18 protein-coding genes are annotated in these 16,980 nt (G+C 56.6%); 10 read left to right on the forward strand and 8 right to left on the reverse strand.

Annotation, left to right across the window (positions count from 1 at the left end; all coding sequences use genetic code 11):
• A partial coding sequence (locus BM395_RS14955; protein WP_141124100.1) for a transposase occupies positions 1–271 on the reverse strand: 271 nt, incomplete at its 3' end.
• A gap of 87 nt (positions 272–358) precedes the next feature.
• Between BM395_RS14955 and BM395_RS14960 the strand changes: the two genes are divergently transcribed.
• Positions 359–1,657 (forward strand): OprD family porin, encoded by a 1,299-nt coding sequence (locus BM395_RS14960; RefSeq protein ID WP_090513201.1) that lies wholly within the window; start codon positions 359–361, stop codon positions 1,655–1,657.
• A 92-nt stretch (positions 1,658–1,749) separates the two neighbouring features.
• Here BM395_RS14960 and BM395_RS14965 read toward each other — a convergent pair whose 3' ends face one another.
• On the reverse strand, positions 1,750–2,193 hold the full coding sequence (locus BM395_RS14965; protein ID WP_090513204.1) for a PaaI family thioesterase: 444 nt from the start codon (positions 2,191–2,193) through the stop codon (positions 1,750–1,752).
• Positions 2,194–2,266: 73 nt separating this feature from the next.
• Between BM395_RS14965 and BM395_RS14970 the strand changes: the two genes are divergently transcribed.
• Together BM395_RS14970 and BM395_RS14975 are read left to right on the forward strand one after the other, a co-directional pair.
• Positions 2,267–3,982: a proline--tRNA ligase gene (locus BM395_RS14970; RefSeq protein WP_090513206.1), complete on the forward strand. Its 1,716-nt coding sequence runs from the start codon at positions 2,267–2,269 to the stop codon at positions 3,980–3,982.
• A 26-nt stretch (positions 3,983–4,008) separates the two neighbouring features.
• Positions 4,009–4,962 (forward strand): hypothetical protein, encoded by a 954-nt coding sequence (locus tag BM395_RS14975; RefSeq protein ID WP_090513209.1) that lies wholly within the window; start codon positions 4,009–4,011, stop codon positions 4,960–4,962.
• A 41-nt stretch (positions 4,963–5,003) separates the two neighbouring features.
• Here the strand turns inward: BM395_RS14975 and BM395_RS14980 are convergent, their stop codons facing one another.
• Together BM395_RS14980 and BM395_RS14985 are read right to left on the reverse strand one after the other, a co-directional pair.
• Positions 5,004–5,279, reverse strand: coding sequence for an acylphosphatase (locus tag BM395_RS14980; protein WP_069901614.1), 276 nt, complete (start codon positions 5,277–5,279; stop codon positions 5,004–5,006).
• 3 nt (positions 5,280–5,282) lie between these two features.
• Positions 5,283–5,762 carry a TlpA disulfide reductase family protein gene (locus tag BM395_RS14985; protein ID WP_090513212.1) on the reverse strand — a complete coding sequence of 160 codons (480 nt, stop codon included), beginning with the start codon at positions 5,760–5,762 and terminating at the stop codon, positions 5,283–5,285.
• A gap of 30 nt (positions 5,763–5,792) precedes the next feature.
• On the opposite strand from BM395_RS14985, the gene BM395_RS14990 reads away from it, so the two are divergent.
• The gene (locus BM395_RS14990) at positions 5,793–7,199 is read left to right on the forward strand and encodes a PilZ domain-containing protein (RefSeq protein WP_090513215.1); all 1,407 of its coding nucleotides are present in this window, start codon (positions 5,793–5,795) and stop codon (positions 7,197–7,199) included.
• On the opposite strand, the gene BM395_RS14995 is transcribed toward BM395_RS14990, so the two are convergent.
• Positions 7,181–8,413: a virulence factor BrkB family protein gene (locus BM395_RS14995; protein WP_090513218.1), complete on the reverse strand. Its 1,233-nt coding sequence runs from the start codon at positions 8,411–8,413 to the stop codon at positions 7,181–7,183. The genes BM395_RS14990 and BM395_RS14995 overlap by 19 nt on opposite strands.
• A gap of 118 nt (positions 8,414–8,531) precedes the next feature.
• On the opposite strand from BM395_RS14995, the gene arsC reads away from it, so the two are divergent.
• From arsC to BM395_RS15010, 3 genes are read left to right on the forward strand one after another with little or no spacing between them, the layout of a single operon-like run.
• On the forward strand, positions 8,532–8,885 hold the full coding sequence (arsC, locus tag BM395_RS15000) for an arsenate reductase (glutaredoxin) (RefSeq protein WP_090513221.1): 354 nt from the start codon (positions 8,532–8,534) through the stop codon (positions 8,883–8,885).
• Complete coding sequence (gene wrbA, locus BM395_RS15005; protein ID WP_090513223.1) at positions 8,882–9,487, forward strand: NAD(P)H:quinone oxidoreductase; 606 nt, start codon at positions 8,882–8,884, stop codon at positions 9,485–9,487. Before arsC ends, wrbA begins: the two co-directional genes overlap by 4 nt.
• Complete coding sequence (locus BM395_RS15010; protein ID WP_069901608.1) at positions 9,480–9,887, forward strand: DUF2069 domain-containing protein; 408 nt, start codon at positions 9,480–9,482, stop codon at positions 9,885–9,887. Before wrbA ends, BM395_RS15010 begins: the two co-directional genes overlap by 8 nt.
• Positions 9,888–10,849: 962 nt before the next feature.
• Here the strand turns inward: BM395_RS15010 and hda are convergent.
• The 3 genes from hda to BM395_RS15025 all read right to left on the reverse strand — a co-directional run bounded on the left by hda (position 10,850) and on the right by BM395_RS15025 (position 14,045).
• Positions 10,850–11,554, reverse strand: a complete 705-nt coding sequence (hda, locus tag BM395_RS15015) for a DnaA regulatory inactivator Hda (protein WP_069901607.1) — start codon at positions 11,552–11,554, stop codon at positions 10,850–10,852.
• Positions 11,555–11,792: 238 nt separating this feature from the next.
• Positions 11,793–12,863 carry an AI-2E family transporter gene (locus BM395_RS15020; RefSeq protein WP_090513226.1) on the reverse strand — a complete coding sequence of 357 codons (1,071 nt, stop codon included), beginning with the start codon at positions 12,861–12,863 and terminating at the stop codon, positions 11,793–11,795.
• Positions 12,864–12,986: 123 nt separating this feature from the next.
• Entirely contained in the window at positions 12,987–14,045 is a 1,059-nt protein-coding gene (locus tag BM395_RS15025) for a DUF2066 domain-containing protein (RefSeq protein ID WP_090513230.1), read from the reverse strand.
• A 480-nt stretch (positions 14,046–14,525) separates the two neighbouring features.
• Between BM395_RS15025 and purM the strand changes: the two genes are divergently transcribed.
• From purM to BM395_RS15040, 3 genes are read left to right on the forward strand one after another with little or no spacing between them, the layout of a single operon-like run.
• Positions 14,526–15,584: a phosphoribosylformylglycinamidine cyclo-ligase gene (gene purM, locus BM395_RS15030; protein WP_069901604.1), complete on the forward strand. Its 1,059-nt coding sequence runs from the start codon at positions 14,526–14,528 to the stop codon at positions 15,582–15,584.
• The gene (gene purN / locus BM395_RS15035) at positions 15,584–16,234 is read left to right on the forward strand and encodes a phosphoribosylglycinamide formyltransferase (protein WP_090513232.1); all 651 of its coding nucleotides are present in this window, start codon (positions 15,584–15,586) and stop codon (positions 16,232–16,234) included. The genes purM and purN overlap by 1 nt, the downstream gene beginning before the upstream one ends.
• An 8-nt stretch (positions 16,235–16,242) precedes the next feature.
• Positions 16,243–16,953 carry a DUF3108 domain-containing protein gene (locus BM395_RS15040; protein ID WP_069901602.1) on the forward strand — a complete coding sequence of 237 codons (711 nt, stop codon included), beginning with the start codon at positions 16,243–16,245 and terminating at the stop codon, positions 16,951–16,953.
• Positions 16,954–16,980 lie beyond the last annotated feature (27 nt).

Below are 16,980 nucleotides of genomic sequence, written 5' to 3' on the forward strand. Positions count from 1 at the left end.
CCGCAAACTGGCGCAGGATGGTGGTCTCGTACAGCGCTTCCTCCATCGCCGGGTCGCTGTAGCCAAACCAGTTCTGCATCAGATGAACCCGCAGCATCGCCATCAGCGGATACGCCGGACGACCGCCTTCGCCCTTGGGATAATGCGGGGCGATCAAGGCAACCAAACCCTTCCACGGCACCACCCGATCCATCTCGATCAGGAACAGCTCTTTGCGGGTCTGTTTGCGCTTGCCGGCGTACTCGGCGTCGGCGAAGGTCATCTGCTTCATCGGAAAACTCGGCGGGTGGAGTCCGGGCATTTTGCCAAAATAAGGAAGTCTTCTTCAGAGTTTCCCTAAACCAAAGGAGCAGTCACGATGCAAGTGATGAAGTGGAGCACAATCGCCCTGGCAGTAGCCGCGGGCTCGACGCAGATGGCTTTCGCCTCTAGCCAATCCGAATCGAACGGTTTTATCGAAGACAGCAGCTTCGACATCTTCAACCGCGTTCTGTACATGAACCGTGACCTCCGCAACGGCGCTAGCAACACTGCTGGCTCTGGTAATGGCTACCGCGAAGAAACTGGCTGGGGTCTGCGCACCCTGTTCGAATCTGGCTTCACTCAAGGCACCATCGGTGTAGGCTTTGACGCTCACACTCTGAGCAGCCTGGCACTGGACAGCGGCCGTGGCCGTTTCGGTACTGGCCAGTTCGATCAGTCGAGCGACGGCAGCGCTGAAAAAACCCAGACCGAAGTTGGTGGCGCGATCAAGTTCCGCGTTTCCAACACCGGCCTGAAATACGGTAGCCAGTTTGTTGGCAGCCCAGTGTTCAGCACTGACGACAGCCGCATCCTGCCAGAAGTTGCAACCGGTACTTACCTGGTCAGCAACGAAATCGAAGGTCTTGAGCTGTCTGGCGGTCGTTTCACTGCAATGAGCAGCCAAACTTCGACTGACCGTGACACATTCGAACTGAAAGCAGCCAACATCTACGGTGCAAACTACGCCTTCACTGATAACCTCAGCGCTGGCCTGCACTACTCTGACGTTGAAGACTACTGGAAAAAGACTTACCTGAACGTCAACTGGAACCTGCCGATCGCAGAAGGCCAGAACCTCAACTTCGACGTTAACGGTTACCACACCAAGGGTGACGGCCAGGAACTGGGCGCTACTGACGACGGTAAAGGCGGCCTGTCTACCGATAACGACCTGTGGAGTATCGCAGCAGCTTACGGTATCGGCGCTCACACCTTCACCGTTGCTTACCAGCGCTCTACTGGTGATGCATCCCTCTACAACTACGGTGTAGACGGCGGCGGCACCATCTGGGTTGCCAACTCGGTTCAGTACTCTGACTTCGTAAGCCGTGACGAGCAGTCGTACCAGGCTCGCTACGACCTGAACATGGCTGAATACGGCGTTCCAGGCCTGAGCTTCATGGCTCGTTACATCTACGGTGACAACATCGACACTGGTGTTGCTGGCGAAGAAGGTAAAGAGCACGAGTTCGACTTCGAAACCAAATACGTGATCCAGAGCGGCGCAGCTAAAGACCTGTCGTTCCGTATCCGTAGCGCGATCTACCGTGCCAACGATGCACAGAATGACTTCTACTCTGCTGACGTGAACGATTTCCGTTTCATCATGGACTACCCGCTGGACGTGATGTAATTCAGTCTTGACTGAATAGCAGCACACAAAAAACCCGGCTTCGGCCGGGTTTTTTATTGCTCAAAATTTAAACAAACAGCAATTAAACAGGATTAAAGCGGCAGTGCATAAGTCCCTGTTACATGCGCCACTAATTCGCCTTCATTGCCTGCGCTGTAAAGCAGAACTTCACAAACTGCCTGACGCTTACTTAAGCGCAAGATGCGTGCATCGGCCAATAAGTCTACCGGCTGAGGCTTGACCAGAAAGTTGATATTCAAATTAGAAGTGACTGCCATTTCGACTCGCCCCAGTCGTCCCATCACCACGGCATACATGGCCGCATCGGCCAGCGCCATCATGGTTGGCCCTGAAACAGTGCCACCGGGGCGCACCAATCGGGTGCTGAATGGCACACGCGCCAACACCCCTTCCGAATCCAGCCGCTCAATGCGTAAATCCAGATCCTGCGCCATCGGCAAACCGGCATGAATTACGTCTTGTACTTCTTGTGCTGTTAACACACGCCCCTCCCTATGCCCATCTATAAGCTGCATCCTATACGCAACCGAATCATCACCGTACAATGCCGACCTAATAAAGTCTTTGCAATCGGTAGACCCGCCAATCATGCGTACCAGTCAATTCCTGCTCTCGACCCTGAAAGAAACCCCTAGCGATGCCGTAGTTATCAGCCACCAGTTGATGCTCCGCGCCGGGATGATCCGCAAACTTGCCTCCGGCCTCTACACATGGCTGCCGATGGGCCTGCGCACCCTGCGCAAGGTCGAGAAAATTGTGCGCGAAGAAATGGACGCAGCAGGCGCCCTGGAAGTATTGATGCCCGGCATTCAGCCTGCCGAACTGTGGCAGGAGTCTGGCCGCTGGGAACAGTACGGCCCAGAATTGCTGCGCATGAAAGACCGTCACGGCCGTGATTTTTGTGCAGGCCCGACTCACGAAGAGGTGATTACCGACCTCGCGCGTAACGAGCTGAACAGCTACAAGCAGCTGCCGCTGAACATGTACCAGATTCAGACCAAATTCCGCGACGAAATCCGTCCGCGTTTTGGCCTGATGCGTGGCCGTGAGTTCATCATGAAAGATGCCTACTCTTTCCACGCCGACCAAGCTTCGCTGCAAGTCACTTACGACCGCATGCATCAGGCTTACTGCAACATCTTCAGCCGCCTGGGCCTTGATTTCCGTCCAGTACAGGCTGACACCGGCTCGATCGGCGGCACCGGCTCGCACGAATTCCATGTACTCGCAGACTCCGGCGAAGACGACATCGCGTTCAGCGACAGCTCGGATTACGCCGCCAACATCGAGAAAGCCGAGGCCATTCCACGCGAAACCAGCCGCGGCGCTGCAACCGAAGCCATGCGCCTGATTGATACGCCGAACACCAAGACCATCAGCGCTCTGGTTGAAGGTTTTGATCTGGCCATCGAAAAAACCATCAAGACACTGGTCGTGCATGGCGCCGAAGAAGGCAAGCTGGTTGCGCTCATTGTGCGTGGCGATCATGAGCTTAACGAAATCAAGGCTGCCAACCTAGAGCAGGTCGCCAGCCCGCTGGTTATGGCCAACGAAGATGAAATTCGTGCAGCGATTGGTGCCGGTCCTGGCTCCCTTGGCCCGGTCAATCTGCCAATTACCTGCATCATTGATCGCTCGGTCGCGATGATGAGCGATTTCGCGGCCGGTGCGAACATCGAAGACAAGCACTATTTCGGCGTTAACTGGGAGCGCGATCTGCCGCTGCCGGAAGTTGCCGACCTGCGCAACGTACTGGCCGGTGATCCGAGCCCGGATGGCCAGGGCACACTGGTTATCAAGCGCGGCATCGAAGTCGGCCACATCTTCCAGTTGGGTACCAAGTACAGCCAGGCCCTCAACTGCCAGGTGCTGGGCGAGAACGGCAAGCCCGTTACCCTGACCATGGGTTGCTACGGCATCGGTGTTTCCCGCGTGGTAGCAGCAGCTATCGAGCAGAACTTCGACGAGCGCGGCATTCTCTGGAATGACACACTGGCGCCGTTCCAGATCGCGCTTGTGCCACTGCGTTACGAAACCGAAGTGGTACGCGAAGCAACCGATAAGCTGTATGCAGACCTCACCGCAGCCGGCTTTGAAGTTTTGCTCGATGACCGTGACAAAAAGACCAGTCCGGGCATCAAATTCGCAGACATGGAACTGATCGGCATTCCGCATCGCATCGTGGTCAGTGACCGCAGCCTTGCCGAAGGTAACGTGGAGTACAAGAGCCGTACGGAAACCGAGGCTCAGGTGATCCCCGCCGCAGACATCATGGCGTTTATTCAGGCCCGTATCAGCCGCTGATTTCAGCACCATTACCAAGAGTCATCATGCTCAAGCGAAACACCTTGCACCTGGGCGGCGCAGCACTCTGCTGCGCCCTCTTCCTCAGCGGCTGTGCCAACCAGCTCCCGCAACGCAGCGAACACGAGGAACGCATCGAGCGTAAGTTGCTCGATCACAGCCTGCTAATCGATGCCGGCGAACCCAAGACACTGGGTTTGCCGCAACGGCGCGTGCGTGTGCACGAACAAAAAACCTTTGAGGTAACCGCCTTCGAGGTCACCCGCCGTTATGATCGCTACACGCCTTATCAACCGTGGCGCGAACTGTACGAGATCCCTCTCGGTGCGGTAGCAGTCGTGGCCGGCGTGGGCGCCAACGTATTGAATGTGGTGCTGCTCGGCAGCCTGCCGGATACGGTCACCAAGGACTGGATCAGCTACGGCTTTGCCGGGCTCAACCCGTTCATCAATGCCGAATCCAATGGCCGCTCACAGCAGAATCTGGCGAGTATCGACGAGCAACGCCTGGATACGCGCATGGAGTACACCAGCATGCCGTGGGCTGAGCGCCCGGTCACAGTCACCGCTGCCGGCAAGGATCACGAACTGCTCACCGACCGCAACGGTATCTTGCGCATCAACTTGCTCGACAATCCCTTTGCCGATCAGGACAGCGCTCGCCTTGGCACACTGCTGCTCACCGTCACCGACGAGCAGAGTGATACCAGTGCGCACGCCAGCCTGATTGTCAGCCATACCTTGCGCGGCAAATTGGATGAGGCGCACCGCCTGATCTACGACGACCTCGAAGGCGATGACACCGCTGAATGGGTGCATCGGGTGAAGCGGCTATCCGAACTGGGATTGGAAGAAGAAGCCAGCGAGCTTGAACAAAGCCTGATCGAGCTGACACGCAACGACCCTGAACTTCAGGAAGGCTTTCTGAGAGCCCTGACCCAGGATGCCGGCCGCCTGGTTGCGGACCCTGCATCGCTGTAAACAAGCCAACGGCCCGCGTATCCAGCGGGCCGGTCTCGGTATTATCGACGCACAATGAAGCCGGCAATGCCTTGCAGCGGTTGCTCTGTAAGGCTGACCTCGCTGACGTCAGCTGCTTGCGGCCCTTGCTTAAGCCACTCGACAAACGCCTCGACAGCGTCCTGCTCGCCCTCACATAAAACCTCAACGCGTGAATCTGCAAGGTTACGCGTCCAGCCGTTAAGCTCAAGTTCTTCCGCCTTTTCAGCGGTTGCCTGGCGATAGCCAACGCCCTGCACAAGACCGCTGACAAATCCATGCATACAGATTTGCGTCATACCTTATCCCTCGTCACGCAGTGCTTGCAGGCGCTTGGTAATGCCCGCAGCTGTTTGTTCACCCAGCAGCCGTTCGCGCATCTGGCCCTTATCGTCGACTATATAAGTGACAGGTAATGCCTCGGCGCGCGGCAATTTGAAGCGTGGCGCCGGGTCTTCTTCAAGAACCGTGAACTTGATACCCATTGCATCACTCGCCGTGCCTAGCTCTTTACCGCGCAAGGCATCAAAATTAACCCCCACGACCTGCACGGATTCCTTTGCCAGCTGACTGCTCAAGGCATTAAGCTCGGGGATCTCGGTGCGGCAAGGTGCACACCACTCGGCCCAATAATTAATAACCAGCCACTGCCCTTGCAAACGTTCAGCCGCGACCTTCTGACCGTGTTGATCAAGCCCGACATCGTCGCTGCAGGCGATAAGAATAAGACAAGCAAATACCGTTATGGATGAACGTAGAAACGTCTGGAAAGCATTACCCATGCATTCGATCCTCGTGCGCTCGGGGGTGGCATGACACTCGATGCCTTGCGTCTGGAAGTGGCGGAGATAAGTGAGCAAAACGCCGACTCATTGACTGATCTTAGCCTGCAACTGGCGCAAGCTCGGGAGATGCCGATTGAATCTGCCCTCAGCAGCATCACGCGCTTACTGCACCGCCATAATCGCAGCCCGATGACCTTACTAGAAAGGCAAAGGGCACTGCAAAGTTTCAGTGACGCGTTCCGTCACTACTCCAGCCAGAACTCAAGCCAAATCCGGCTTGGCCAAGCCTTCATCCAACTCTGCGAAGAACTGGCTACGGGCTTTAAAAGACTGCTGTTGCAGATACTTCAGAGCAAGCACCCTTCACGCCCGCATCTGGCGTGGTGCCTGTACATGACGCTGCAATTTCTTGCTCAGAAGATGCTGCGTAACCACCAGCTGTATCAGGAACCGCATCCCAACTTGTGGCGTGACAGTCACATAATCTACTGGCTTGGCGAGCATCAGCAGTGCCTCGACGATCCCATTGCGGCGGCATTCGTACCAACTCCGGCCGACACCTTGCGCGGCCTCTACCAGCAAATGCTGCTTGCCGCGCTGAGCAACCCTTTCCATCTGGCCGAAAACCAGTGCCTGGAACTGTTCAGTGCACTCGCACCGTTAGCTCAACATGCTGTGCTATTGCCTTGGGAGCGTGAAGACGAACCCAGTGGCCCGACAATTGATCTGACTGAATCACAGCCTTATCTGACGCTCACACAAACGCCAGAAGGCAGCGTCGAATATTTGCGTCGCTTTGAATTGGGCGCGCTGTTAATCGCCTTGCAGGAGCCTTCCCCCCTGCAAAGCAGCAAAGAGCACGCATTACTTCAGGAGGTTCAGCAGCACTGGCTGGGCCGCCAGCAACGTCGCCACCAACGCCTTGAGCACGAGCAGACCTGCCATTTGGTCGCCGGTTTGCAGGCTATTCATGCGCAGTTGTTAGAACAACGACCTTTGAAAATTCCGGGACTGATTCAGGATGCCAGCCCAGGCGGCGCCCGACTGCTGTGCAGCGCCGAGCAAAAGACCAAGATCAGCGTCGGCCAATTGGTCATTTTACTGACTGACAGCGTGATCCCGACGCTGGCACTGGTGCGCTGGCGTCACATCAACGCCGAGGGCATGCACTTCGGGCTGCGCTACCTAAAAGGGCTGCCCAAGCCCATCTGGCTGCGGCGCACGCCCAGCGCGCAAACCCATCCGGGCATTTTGCAAAGCACACCGGCGCAAGACAGCGCTTGGCATCATGGTTTATGGCTGCCGACCGGGCAATTTGTCGAGGGCGAAAACGTCTGGCTGCAAATGAACAACATGCATCACCAGAAAATACTGCCGCTGCCAACGGCGAACCTCGAAACTGTTTGCGTCACGCGCTACCCAGTAGTGCTCTGAGGCTCACCTTGTAACCAACTGCTCAGGCTGTCATCAAACAGACGGCCCTGCTCCTCATCAAGCTTGAGCAATGCCTGACGAAATGCCGGATACCAAGGCTCGTCGAGGTTTTCCGGCAGCTGCTCCGGGCGCGGCAACGGCCACGGGCTGTGGTTAATCAGGCGCTGCATGCTGTAGGTATTGATATCGCGGCTCAACAACCAGCGCCCGGCCCCGATTGGTGCAACCAGATGCTGGCGTTCCAGATACTCCAACGCCTCCTCCCATTCATGCTCAGGCAAATTCCAGCCTTGGCGCTGAACATCCCGCAGACGCACCTTCAGGCCGGACTGCTGACGATCATGAAAAACCCGCAGGATACCCAGCACAACCAACAGCTTGGGCATGGCCAACTTGCGCCACTGATACGAGGATGACAGGTTGCAGACCAACTCTGCACCGATCAGCACAATCAGCCAGGACAAGTAGATCCACAACAAAAACAACGGCACGGTGGCGAACGCCCCGTAGATAAGCTGATAACTCGGAAAGATCCGCACATACAAACCAAACAGCGATTTGGCCACTTCGAACAATACTGCCGTGAACAGCCCGCCAATCAGAGCGTGCTTCAACGGCACGCGCGCATTCGGCACTGTGGCGTAAAGCAAGGTGAATGCCGCCGTACTAAACAATAACGGCATAAAGCGCCAGAGCAACTCGGCGTTAATCAACGCATCAGGTCCGGAGAGAAGCGCCAACGAACCCACATAGGTACTGATCGCGAACCCGGCACCGAGCAGGATCGGCCCCAGACTCAAGATCGCCCAATACAGCAAAAAACTCGAAACCCCGCGCCGTGGCTGACGCACGCGCCAAATGGTGTTGAAGGTTTTCTCGATGGTGACCAGCATCAAGAACGCCGTGACCGCCAGAAAAATCACCCCGACCCAGGTCAGCTGCCTGGCCTGTGTAGTGAAGTCGCGCAGATAGTCCTGCACCATCTCGCCGGCGGAGGGTACGAAGTTATGGAAGATGAAAGTTTGTATTTGCTCACTCATGCCCTGAAACGCTGGCACGGTTGAAAGCATCGAGAAGGTCACGGTCATCATCGGCACCACCGCAAACAGCGTGGTGTAGGTCAGCGCGGCGGCATTGTTGGCGCCCCGATCCGCCAGAAATCGCTGAATCAGAAACCGCCAGAATTCGATCCAGTTTTTAAAACGCTGAAGCATGCCCTCTCCTTAGCCAACAGCCATAGCGTTTAAGACACGCAATGCGCCGAGGTGTTCAGACTTACACCCCTCATGAGGTTAGAATAGCCGCCACCTGATGCAACATGCGAGCCCTCTCATGACCGATCTGACGCTATATCACAACCCGCGCTGCTCCAAATCCCGCAGCGCCTTGCAGATACTTGAAGAGCGCGGCCTGACTCCGGCCATCGTGCGCTATCTCGAAACGCCGCCCAGCGCAGATGAACTGACAGCGCTGCTGCGCAAGCTCGACATGCCGGCCCGCAGCCTATTGCGCACCGGTGAAGAAGAATACAAAGCCCTTAATTTGGCTGATGCCACGCTCACCGAACAGCAGTTGATTGACGCTATGGTGGCCAATCCCAAGCTGATCGAGCGACCGATTCTTATCGCCGGTGATCGCGCCATCGTCGGCCGACCGCCAGAGCGGGTTCTGGAGATTCTAGCGTGAGCACACCTTACGTACTGGTGCTGTATTACAGCCGCCACGGCGCAACCAGCGAGATGGCCAAGCTAATCGCCCGCGGCATCGAAAAAGCCGGCATGGAAGCCCGCTTGCGCACCGTGCCCGCAATCTCGACCGAATGCGAAGCGGTTGCCCCGGCAATTCCTGAAGAAGGCGCGTTGTATGCAAGCCTCGACGACCTGAAAAAATGCTCAGCACTGGTGCTCGGCAGCCCTACGCGCTTTGGCAACATGGCCGCGCCACTCAAGTACTTCCTTGATGGCACCAGCAGCCTTTGGCTAACCGGTGAATTGGTCGGCAAACCTGCTGGGGTTTTCACCTCAACCGCCAGTCTGCACGGCGGTCAGGAAACAACTCTGCTGTCGATGATGCTGCCGCTGCTGCACCACGGCATGCTGATAACCGGCCTGCCTTACAGTGAGTCTGCCCTGCTCAACACCCAAGGCGGCGGCACACCTTACGGCCCAAGCCACTATGCCGGCGCAGATGGCAAGCGCGCGCTGGATGAGCACGAGAAAACCCTGTGCCGCGCACTGGGTGAGCGTATAGCCCGTACCGCAATGAAACTGGAGGCCGGTCGTGGCTAAAGCGAAAAAACCACTGCCGAGCCTTGAGTGGCTACAGCCACGTGTGCAAGCCAGCCGCATCATCAGCCTTGTGCTGTTCGTCGCATTGGCGCTGCTCATCGCAGTGTGGAACCTGGGTTTCGCCGATCTGCACGGCGCCCGCACCTGGGTGGTCATGTGCATCCAGTTACTGCCATTGTTGCTGCTTGCACCCGGTATGTTTCTGGGCCATGCACGCGGTCATGCGTGGACCTGCTTTGTGATCAACCTGTACTTCATTCAGGGCATCCTCGCGGCAATCGACCCAAGCAGGGCCGTGTTTGGTGTGCTGGAAACCATCATCAGCTTCAGCCTCTTTTGCAGCGCCCTTCTATACACCCGCTGGAAGTTTCAACAAGATCGCAAGCTTTCTGGTGAGTGATGTAGGAGCCACGGTGAAGGGCTGCGCGGCGCGATTGCGGCGTTAAAAAGCTGCTCAAAATGCTCATTTACTTTACGTAAACTCCGCGTTTGAACAGCTTTTTGCCTTGCACTCCCACCGCTCGCACCTACACAGAGGCTCACCCGAAGACCGCGTGAAGCTGGAAGCTTAATTAAGGGCAGAGGCTTTGGTTAAAAGCAGAGCTTTGGGGTTTAGAAGCTTTCGCATTCTTTTCTTACTGCGAGAACTCGCTGCCGTTTACCGTTATCTCATCCCCAAGCCATTTCCCCCAAAGCCCGCCCTGCTCTGCTTCATAGCTCTCAACCAAAAGCCCTCCCGCTCTCCAGCCCTACGGGGTTTTGTGACGGGGAAAATCTGGTTTTCTGGCGAGGCGAGCGTAGGCTAGGCAAGGCCGATTCGTGGGCGGGGCGCGAAGCTTACTCATGTAAGTGAGCGTTCCGAGCGCTAATCCAACGCAGCATGGCGCAAAGATGGCGCGAGTGCTGCGCCCCCACCAAAAAATCGCGCTTTTGCCTTGAAAGCTCTTAACCAAAAGCCCTCCCGCTCCCCAGCCCTACGGGGTTTTGTGACGGGGAAAATCTGGTTTTCTGGCGAGGCGAGCGTAGGTCAGGCAAGGCGGATTCGTGGGAAGGGCGCGAAGCTTACTCATGTAAGTGAGCGTTGCGAGCGCTAATCCAACGCAGCATGGCGCAAAGATGGCGCGAGTGCTGCGCCCCCACCAAAAAATCGCGCTTTTGCCTTGAAAGCTCTTAACCAAAAGCCCTCCCGCTCCCCAGCCCTACGGGGTTTTGTGACGGGGAAAATCTGGTTTTCTGGCGAGGCGAGCGTAGGTCAGGCAAGGCGGATTCGTGGGCAGGGCGCGAAGCTTACTCATGTAAGTGAGCGTTTCGAGCGCTAATCCAACGCAGCATGGCCAAGCGCAGCCGCCAGAAAACAGATTTTTACCAGCCGAGGGTTTCTTTTAGGAAGGGAATGGTCAATTTGCGCTGGGCTTGAAGGGAAGCATGGTCCAGGCGCTCGAGCAAATCGAACAGCGAGTTCATGCTGCGCTCGCCGCGCGTGAGAATGAAGCGCCCTACTTCATCACTCAGGTGCAGCCCTCGGCGCGATGCACGCAACTGCAGGGCGCGTAATTTGTCTTCATCCGAGAGCCCTTGCAGCTGGAATACCAGCGCCAGGGTCAGGCGAGATTTCAGATCGGGTAGTTTGACAGCCAGTTCACGCGGCGAACTGTTCGCGGCCAGCAGCAACTTGCGGCCACTGTCGCGCAGGCGATTGAACAGATGGAACAGCGCCTCTTCCCAATCCTTGCGCCCAACCACACACTCCAGATCATCAAGGCAAACCAGCTCGCAACGCTCGAGGTTGTCGAGGAGCGACGGGTTGAAGTCATCGACCTGACTGAACGGCAGATATACCGCCAACTCACCACGCTGCTCGAAACGCAGGCATGCAGCCTGGAGCAAGTGACTACGGCCAACACCGTTATGCCCCCAGAGATAGATAAGACTTTCCGCCCAGCCGGCTTCAGCCTCACAAAGACGTTCGACATAGCCTAGCGCCGCAGCGTTAGCTCCGGGATAGTAGTTGGCAAAGGTGGCGTCATCACGTAGACGCACACCGAGTGGCAGCTGAATTGGGTTCATGCGGATTTTGGCGGTTCCTCAGAATCGCCAGCAGGCTCTCCATAAAGTAGTCAAAGTTTATAGGCTTCGGAGGGCTGTGTCATTGCTGAATTTTTCTGCTCGATTCAAAGGCTTAGGCTCTCTAGCTAGCTCAAACTTGGACTATAGCCCCACCGGTTTTAGACGGCCGCCCTCTCAAGAAGGCGACCAGTCAAGCTGCCTGTCGATACAGCAATTAACCCGCCTAAACTCATCCCAATCAGTCGATTGACTCTTCGACTCCATAGGCGCGTGAGTGCTTATAAAAGACATGGGCATGACGTAGCAAAACCATGATAACGGCTGCTGCAGGCAGGGCTAAAAGTACGCCGGTGAAACCAAACAGCTGACCTCCGGCCATAATTGCGAAGATGACCGCCACCGGATGCAGGCCGATACGGTCACCCACCAGCCAAGGTGTGAGCAGCATGCCCTCCAGCATTTGCCCGACAATAAACACGCCCGCGATTGCCAGCAGCGGATAGAGATCAACGCCAAACTGGAATAACCCGGCGGCCATTGCCGCGCTCACACCGACTGCAACGCCCAGATAAGGCACGATACTTGCCAGACCGGCGAGCAGGCCGATCAGTAAGCCAAGCTCCAGGCCGATGCTCATCAGGCCGATCGCATAGATAGTGCCCAGCGCCAGCATGACCATTAACTGGCCGCGCAAGAAAGCACCGAGTACTTCGTGACACTCGCCCATCAAGCCAACTACGCGCTTCTCGCTGGAGCGTGGCAGCATGCCGCGAAGTTTTGCCATCATCACGTCCCAATCGCGCAGTAGATAAAACCCCACCACCGGAATCAGGAACAGATTTGCCAGCCAGGCGACTACTGCCACGCTTGAGGCAGTAACTTTCGACACGATCAGCCCAACGAAATCGGTGGTCTTGCCAAGATTGCCCGACAGCGCCTGCTTGAGTTTGTCGAACTGCCAGAAATCATCGGATAGCCCCAGTTTAAGCTGCAACCACGGCAGTGCGCTGTGCTGAACCCAGTCGATAATCTGGGGAAGTAGTTCGTAAAGGCGCATCAGCTGCTTGCCCAGAAGCGGAATCAGCACTAAAAGCGCGACCATCGTGACCAGCGTGATCAACGCAAACACCACAACTACGCCCCATGTACGGGACATTCCCCAGCGTTCGAACCGGTCGACCAGCGGATCGCCGAGGTAGGCGATAAACATGCCGACGACAAACGGCGACAGGATCGGCAGCAGCAAGTACACCAGCCAAGCCGTCAGTAGCAGCCCAGCCAACCATAGCCAACGTGTTGATTCCTTCATGCAAGCGCCTCAACCGAGTATTAAGAGAAAAGATCATACGACTATAAAAGAAACAAACCGCCAGAGGCTTTCTGGCGGTTTGGGAGAGTCATCACTGAAAACAGTGAATAAGCTGGAAACGACTTACCAACTAAAGCGCAGCACATCGGAGCGCGGCACAATTTGCGGAGCCGGCGCTTCAGGTTGGCCCTGTTTAGCGGAATCTTGCGACGGCTCTTGCACCTCGGGAGCCACTTCATCCGCAGATACTTCGCGCAAATCGAGCAGGCCCAGTTGAGCGCGGAGTTGATCGGCATTGGCCTTGACCCGGTAGATCAGACGATCGCCTTCAACCTTGCTCAACGTGGCGTCGAAAGGCTCAAGTGCCTGTTGCAGTTCGGCATAACGTGAAAGATTGGCGCCTGATATCTCAACTGTCAGCGAGCTTGAAGCACTGGCAGCCACCGCATAGCGTTTGGCCAGACGCTGACTGACTTCAAGCAGCACAGCATCACTCAGTGACGCGAGATCTTGCCCACTGGCATTGCCCTGCTCACGCTCAGTACCGACCCAAAGACTCCATTCGGCGCTCCACTTGTCGGCACTTTGCGTCGCGGTCACCGCCAGTAGAGAATCGGCACCGTAGCGCTCGGAGATCGGCTCTAAGGCATCGGGCTGACTGGCCGCGAGGTTTTCAGGGGTTGCCACCAGTTGCTCGCTCAAATCAGCCAGCGGCATGCGTACCGGCAAACCGCGATGCTGGGCGGACTGGCGAATCGTTTCAGCGCTCTCTATGCCGTCGCCGACCAGCGTATTGCCGTATTCGTCCTGATTGAGCCACCAGATCAGAATCAGCGGACGGTTACTGCCCCACAGCGAGAGGCCGGCCTGACGCAATTCGCGATCGGTGCTGACCGGGTCGAAATCGACCTGCAGACTGCTGCCCTCATAACCGTAACGGCTGATAATTTGCTGCGGGTCTTTCTTCAGCTCCGCCAGAGCCGGTTTCTGCGCAGCATCGGCCTGGCCGGTCAAGCGCAGAACCAGCGTATCGAATGCACGGCCGATGGCTTCATCGCGCTCGGCAGGCTGCTGACTTCTAACCGGCTCAAGGACCTGATAAAGGTCGGTCACCGTTGCAGCAACACCTGTGAGGCTGAACAGCGAACAACTCAGAAGGAGCAAGCGGGCAGTCAGTCGCATGAATAAGGCTCTCAATTGGCGGGTCACGGGTATCACACCGGAATAGAGGATAGTTGGGAACCCGTGAAAAAGTACTGCGCGGGATGCTGGCCTGCGCCGCAACAAGAGCGGCTCAATCTGCACATTGGCATGGGCATGAATCGCAACCGCCTGCTTTACAATCCGTCGCTCGTGACCTTTTCAAGGACTCCATGATTTTTGGCACTTGGCGCGCCGATATAACTTAAAACAGTATCTGGGCTGCTGATTGACCCTCACAACGGCTTTTTGTTCGAGTCTGCAGAAGTAACGTTAGCGACTAAAATTAACATTTTGCCCGACGATATGCAGGCTAAAGCTAAAACAACCACTCGCCCGCTGGCAACCATAGCTGCGCGTGGGTGGCCGCTAGGGGGCAAGCCTGATAAAATCGCGCGCCTCGAAGAGCGGTAGCATCTGCTGCCTGAGCTTATCCGTATTTTCCTTTAAAGGCCTGGATCTATGAGCAAGCAACCCTCCATCAGCTACAAGGACGCAGGTGTAGACATCGACGCGGGCGAAGCCCTGGTTGAACGCATCAAAAGTGTCGCCAAGCGCACTGCTCGTCCGGAAGTCATGGGTGGCTTGGGCGGCTTTGGCGCCCTTTGCGAGATCCCGGCTGGCTACAAGCAACCGGTGCTGGTTTCGGGCACTGACGGCGTGGGCACCAAGCTGCGCCTGGCACTGAACCTCAACAAGCACGACAGCATCGGCCAGGACTTGGTCGCAATGTGCGTCAACGACCTAGTGGTATGTGGCGCCGAACCGCTGTTTTTCCTCGACTACTACGCCACCGGCAAGCTCAATGTTGACGTTGCCGCGCAAGTGGTTACCGGCATTGGCGCAGGCTGTGAACTGGCGGGTTGCTCGCTGGTGGGCGGCGAAACGGCCGAAATGCCTGGCATGTACGAAGGCGAAGACTACGATCTGGCCGGTTTCTGCGTCGGTGTTGTCGAAAAAGCTGAAATTATCGACGGTTCGAAAGTCGCGACTGGCGATGCGCTGATTGCCCTGCCGTCTTCCGGCCCGCACTCGAACGGCTACTCGCTGATCCGCAAGATTATCGAAGTGGCTGGTGCCGACATCGAAAACATCCAACTCGATGGCAAACCGCTGACTGAACTGCTGATGGCGCCGACGCGCATCTACGTCAAGCAACTGCTCAAGCTGATCAAGGACACTGGCGCGGTCAAAGCCATGGCCCACATCACCGGTGGCGGCCTGCTCGACAACATTCCGCGCGTTCTGCCGGAAGGTGCTCAGGCCATCATCGATATCGCCAGCTGGAATCGTCCAGCGGTATTCGACTGGCTGCAAGAGCAAGGCAACGTTGACGAGCACGAGATGCACCGCGTACTCAACTGCGGCGTTGGCATGGTCATCTGCGTAGCGCAGGATCAGGTTGAAACCGCACTCAACACCCTGCGCGCTGAAGGCGAGCAACCTTGGGTGATCGGCCAGATCAGCACCGCAGCTGAAGGCGCTGAGCGCGTTGTACTGAACAACCTGAAAAGTCATTGATGCCAAGTACCTGTAATGTAGTCGTACTGATATCGGGGTCTGGCAGCAACTTGCAGGCCCTGATTGATGACACCCAAACAGGTGACAACCCAGCCCGAATCAGCGCGGTCATCTCCAACCGCGCTGACGCATACGGCCTGGAGCGAGCCAAGGCGGCGGGAATCCCCGCTTTCTCGCTGGATCACCGCCAGTTTGCCGACCGCGAAGCCTTTGACGCCGCCCTGATCGAGCTGATCGATCAAAACAGCCCGGATCTACTGGTTCTGGCCGGTTTCATGCGGATACTTACCAGCGGTTTCGTGCGTCACTATCAAGGCCGACTGCTCAACATCCACCCTTCTCTGTTGCCCAAATACAAGGGTTTGCACACGCATCAGCGCGCGCTTGAAGCCGGTGACGGCGAGCACGGCTGCAGCGTTCACTTTGTGACCGAGGAACTCGATGGCGGCCCATTGGTCTTACAATCAGTACTGCTGGTTAATGCCGATGACACTCCGGCCAGCCTTGCAGAGCGTGTACACGTACAAGAGCATGTAATTTATCCGCTTGCAGTTCGTTGGTTTGCACAAGGCCGCTTGCACCTTGGCACGCAAGGGGTAATGCTTGATGATCAGCCACTGCCTGCCAGCGGCCACCAGATTCGAACCTAGGAGACAACATGCGTCGAGCCTTACTGTTCGCCCTCGCACTTTTCAGCACCTCGGTGTTTGCTGGTGAGCTGAAACCTTTCTCTGCCAGCTACACCGCTGACTGGAAGCAGCTGCCTATCAGCGGCTCTGCTGAGCGCAGCCTCAAAACCCGCGATGACGGCACCTGGCAACTCAGCTTCAATGCATCCATGCTGGTGGCCAGCCTGAATGAGGAAAGCACTTTCCGCATGGATGAGGCCGCAATCAAACCGCTGAGCTACACCTTCGAGCGCAGCGGCTTGGGCAAAGGCAAGAAAATCGAACAGACCTTCAATTGGGAAGCCAAGCAAATCACCGGCTCAGATCGTGGCGACCCGATCAAACTGCCGCTCAATGCTGGCCTGCTTGATAAGTCGACCTATCAGATCGCTCTGCAAAATGACGTGGCTGAAGGCAAAAAGACCATGAGTTACCAGGTGATCGACGGCGACGAAGTTGAAACCTATGACTTCCGCGTTCTGGGTCAGGAGGCCGTGAATACCAAGGCTGGCATGATCGACGCGATCAAGGTTGAACGCGTGCGTGACCCGACTCAAAGCAAGCGCAAAACCACCCTGTGGTTTGCCAAAGACTGGGGTTATCTGCTGGTCGCACTCAACCAGGTTGAGAAAGACGGCAAGGAATACCAGATCATGCTGCAAGAAGGCACAGTTGAAGGCAAAACGGTCAAAGGCAAATAATCTTTGGCACATTAAAAAACCGGGCAT

Origin of the sequence: Pseudomonas marincola (assembly GCF_900116605.1) — a bacterium.
GTDB lineage: Bacteria > Pseudomonadota > Gammaproteobacteria > Pseudomonadales > Pseudomonadaceae > Aquipseudomonas > Aquipseudomonas marincola.

Excerpts from the sequence above, each read along its gene's own strand:
- purM (WP_069901604.1), top strand. The coding sequence starts at position 14,526 with ATGAGCAAGCAACCCTCCATCAGCTACAAGGACGCAGGTGTAGACATC.
- BM395_RS14960 (WP_090513201.1), top strand. The coding sequence starts at position 359 with ATGCAAGTGATGAAGTGGAGCACAATCGCCCTGGCAGTAGCCGCGGGC.
- purN (WP_090513232.1), top strand. The coding sequence starts at position 15,584 with ATGCCAAGTACCTGTAATGTAGTCGTACTGATATCGGGGTCTGGCAGC.
- BM395_RS14990 (WP_090513215.1), top strand. The coding sequence starts at position 5,793 with ATGACACTCGATGCCTTGCGTCTGGAAGTGGCGGAGATAAGTGAGCAA.
- BM395_RS14975 (WP_090513209.1), top strand. The coding sequence starts at position 4,009 with ATGCTCAAGCGAAACACCTTGCACCTGGGCGGCGCAGCACTCTGCTGC.
- arsC (WP_090513221.1), top strand. The coding sequence starts at position 8,532 with ATGACCGATCTGACGCTATATCACAACCCGCGCTGCTCCAAATCCCGC.
- BM395_RS14985 (WP_090513212.1), bottom strand. The coding sequence starts at position 5,762 with ATGGGTAATGCTTTCCAGACGTTTCTACGTTCATCCATAACGGTATTT.
- BM395_RS15040 (WP_069901602.1), top strand. The coding sequence starts at position 16,243 with ATGCGTCGAGCCTTACTGTTCGCCCTCGCACTTTTCAGCACCTCGGTG.
- BM395_RS15025 (WP_090513230.1), bottom strand. The coding sequence starts at position 14,045 with ATGCGACTGACTGCCCGCTTGCTCCTTCTGAGTTGTTCGCTGTTCAGC.
- BM395_RS14970 (WP_090513206.1), top strand. The coding sequence starts at position 2,267 with ATGCGTACCAGTCAATTCCTGCTCTCGACCCTGAAAGAAACCCCTAGC.
- BM395_RS14995 (WP_090513218.1), bottom strand. The coding sequence starts at position 8,413 with ATGCTTCAGCGTTTTAAAAACTGGATCGAATTCTGGCGGTTTCTGATT.
- hda (WP_069901607.1), bottom strand. The coding sequence starts at position 11,554 with ATGAACCCAATTCAGCTGCCACTCGGTGTGCGTCTACGTGATGACGCC.
- BM395_RS14980 (WP_069901614.1), bottom strand. The coding sequence starts at position 5,279 with ATGACGCAAATCTGTATGCATGGATTTGTCAGCGGTCTTGTGCAGGGC.
- BM395_RS14965 (WP_090513204.1), bottom strand. The coding sequence starts at position 2,193 with ATGCAGCTTATAGATGGGCATAGGGAGGGGCGTGTGTTAACAGCACAA.
- BM395_RS15020 (WP_090513226.1), bottom strand. The coding sequence starts at position 12,863 with ATGAAGGAATCAACACGTTGGCTATGGTTGGCTGGGCTGCTACTGACG.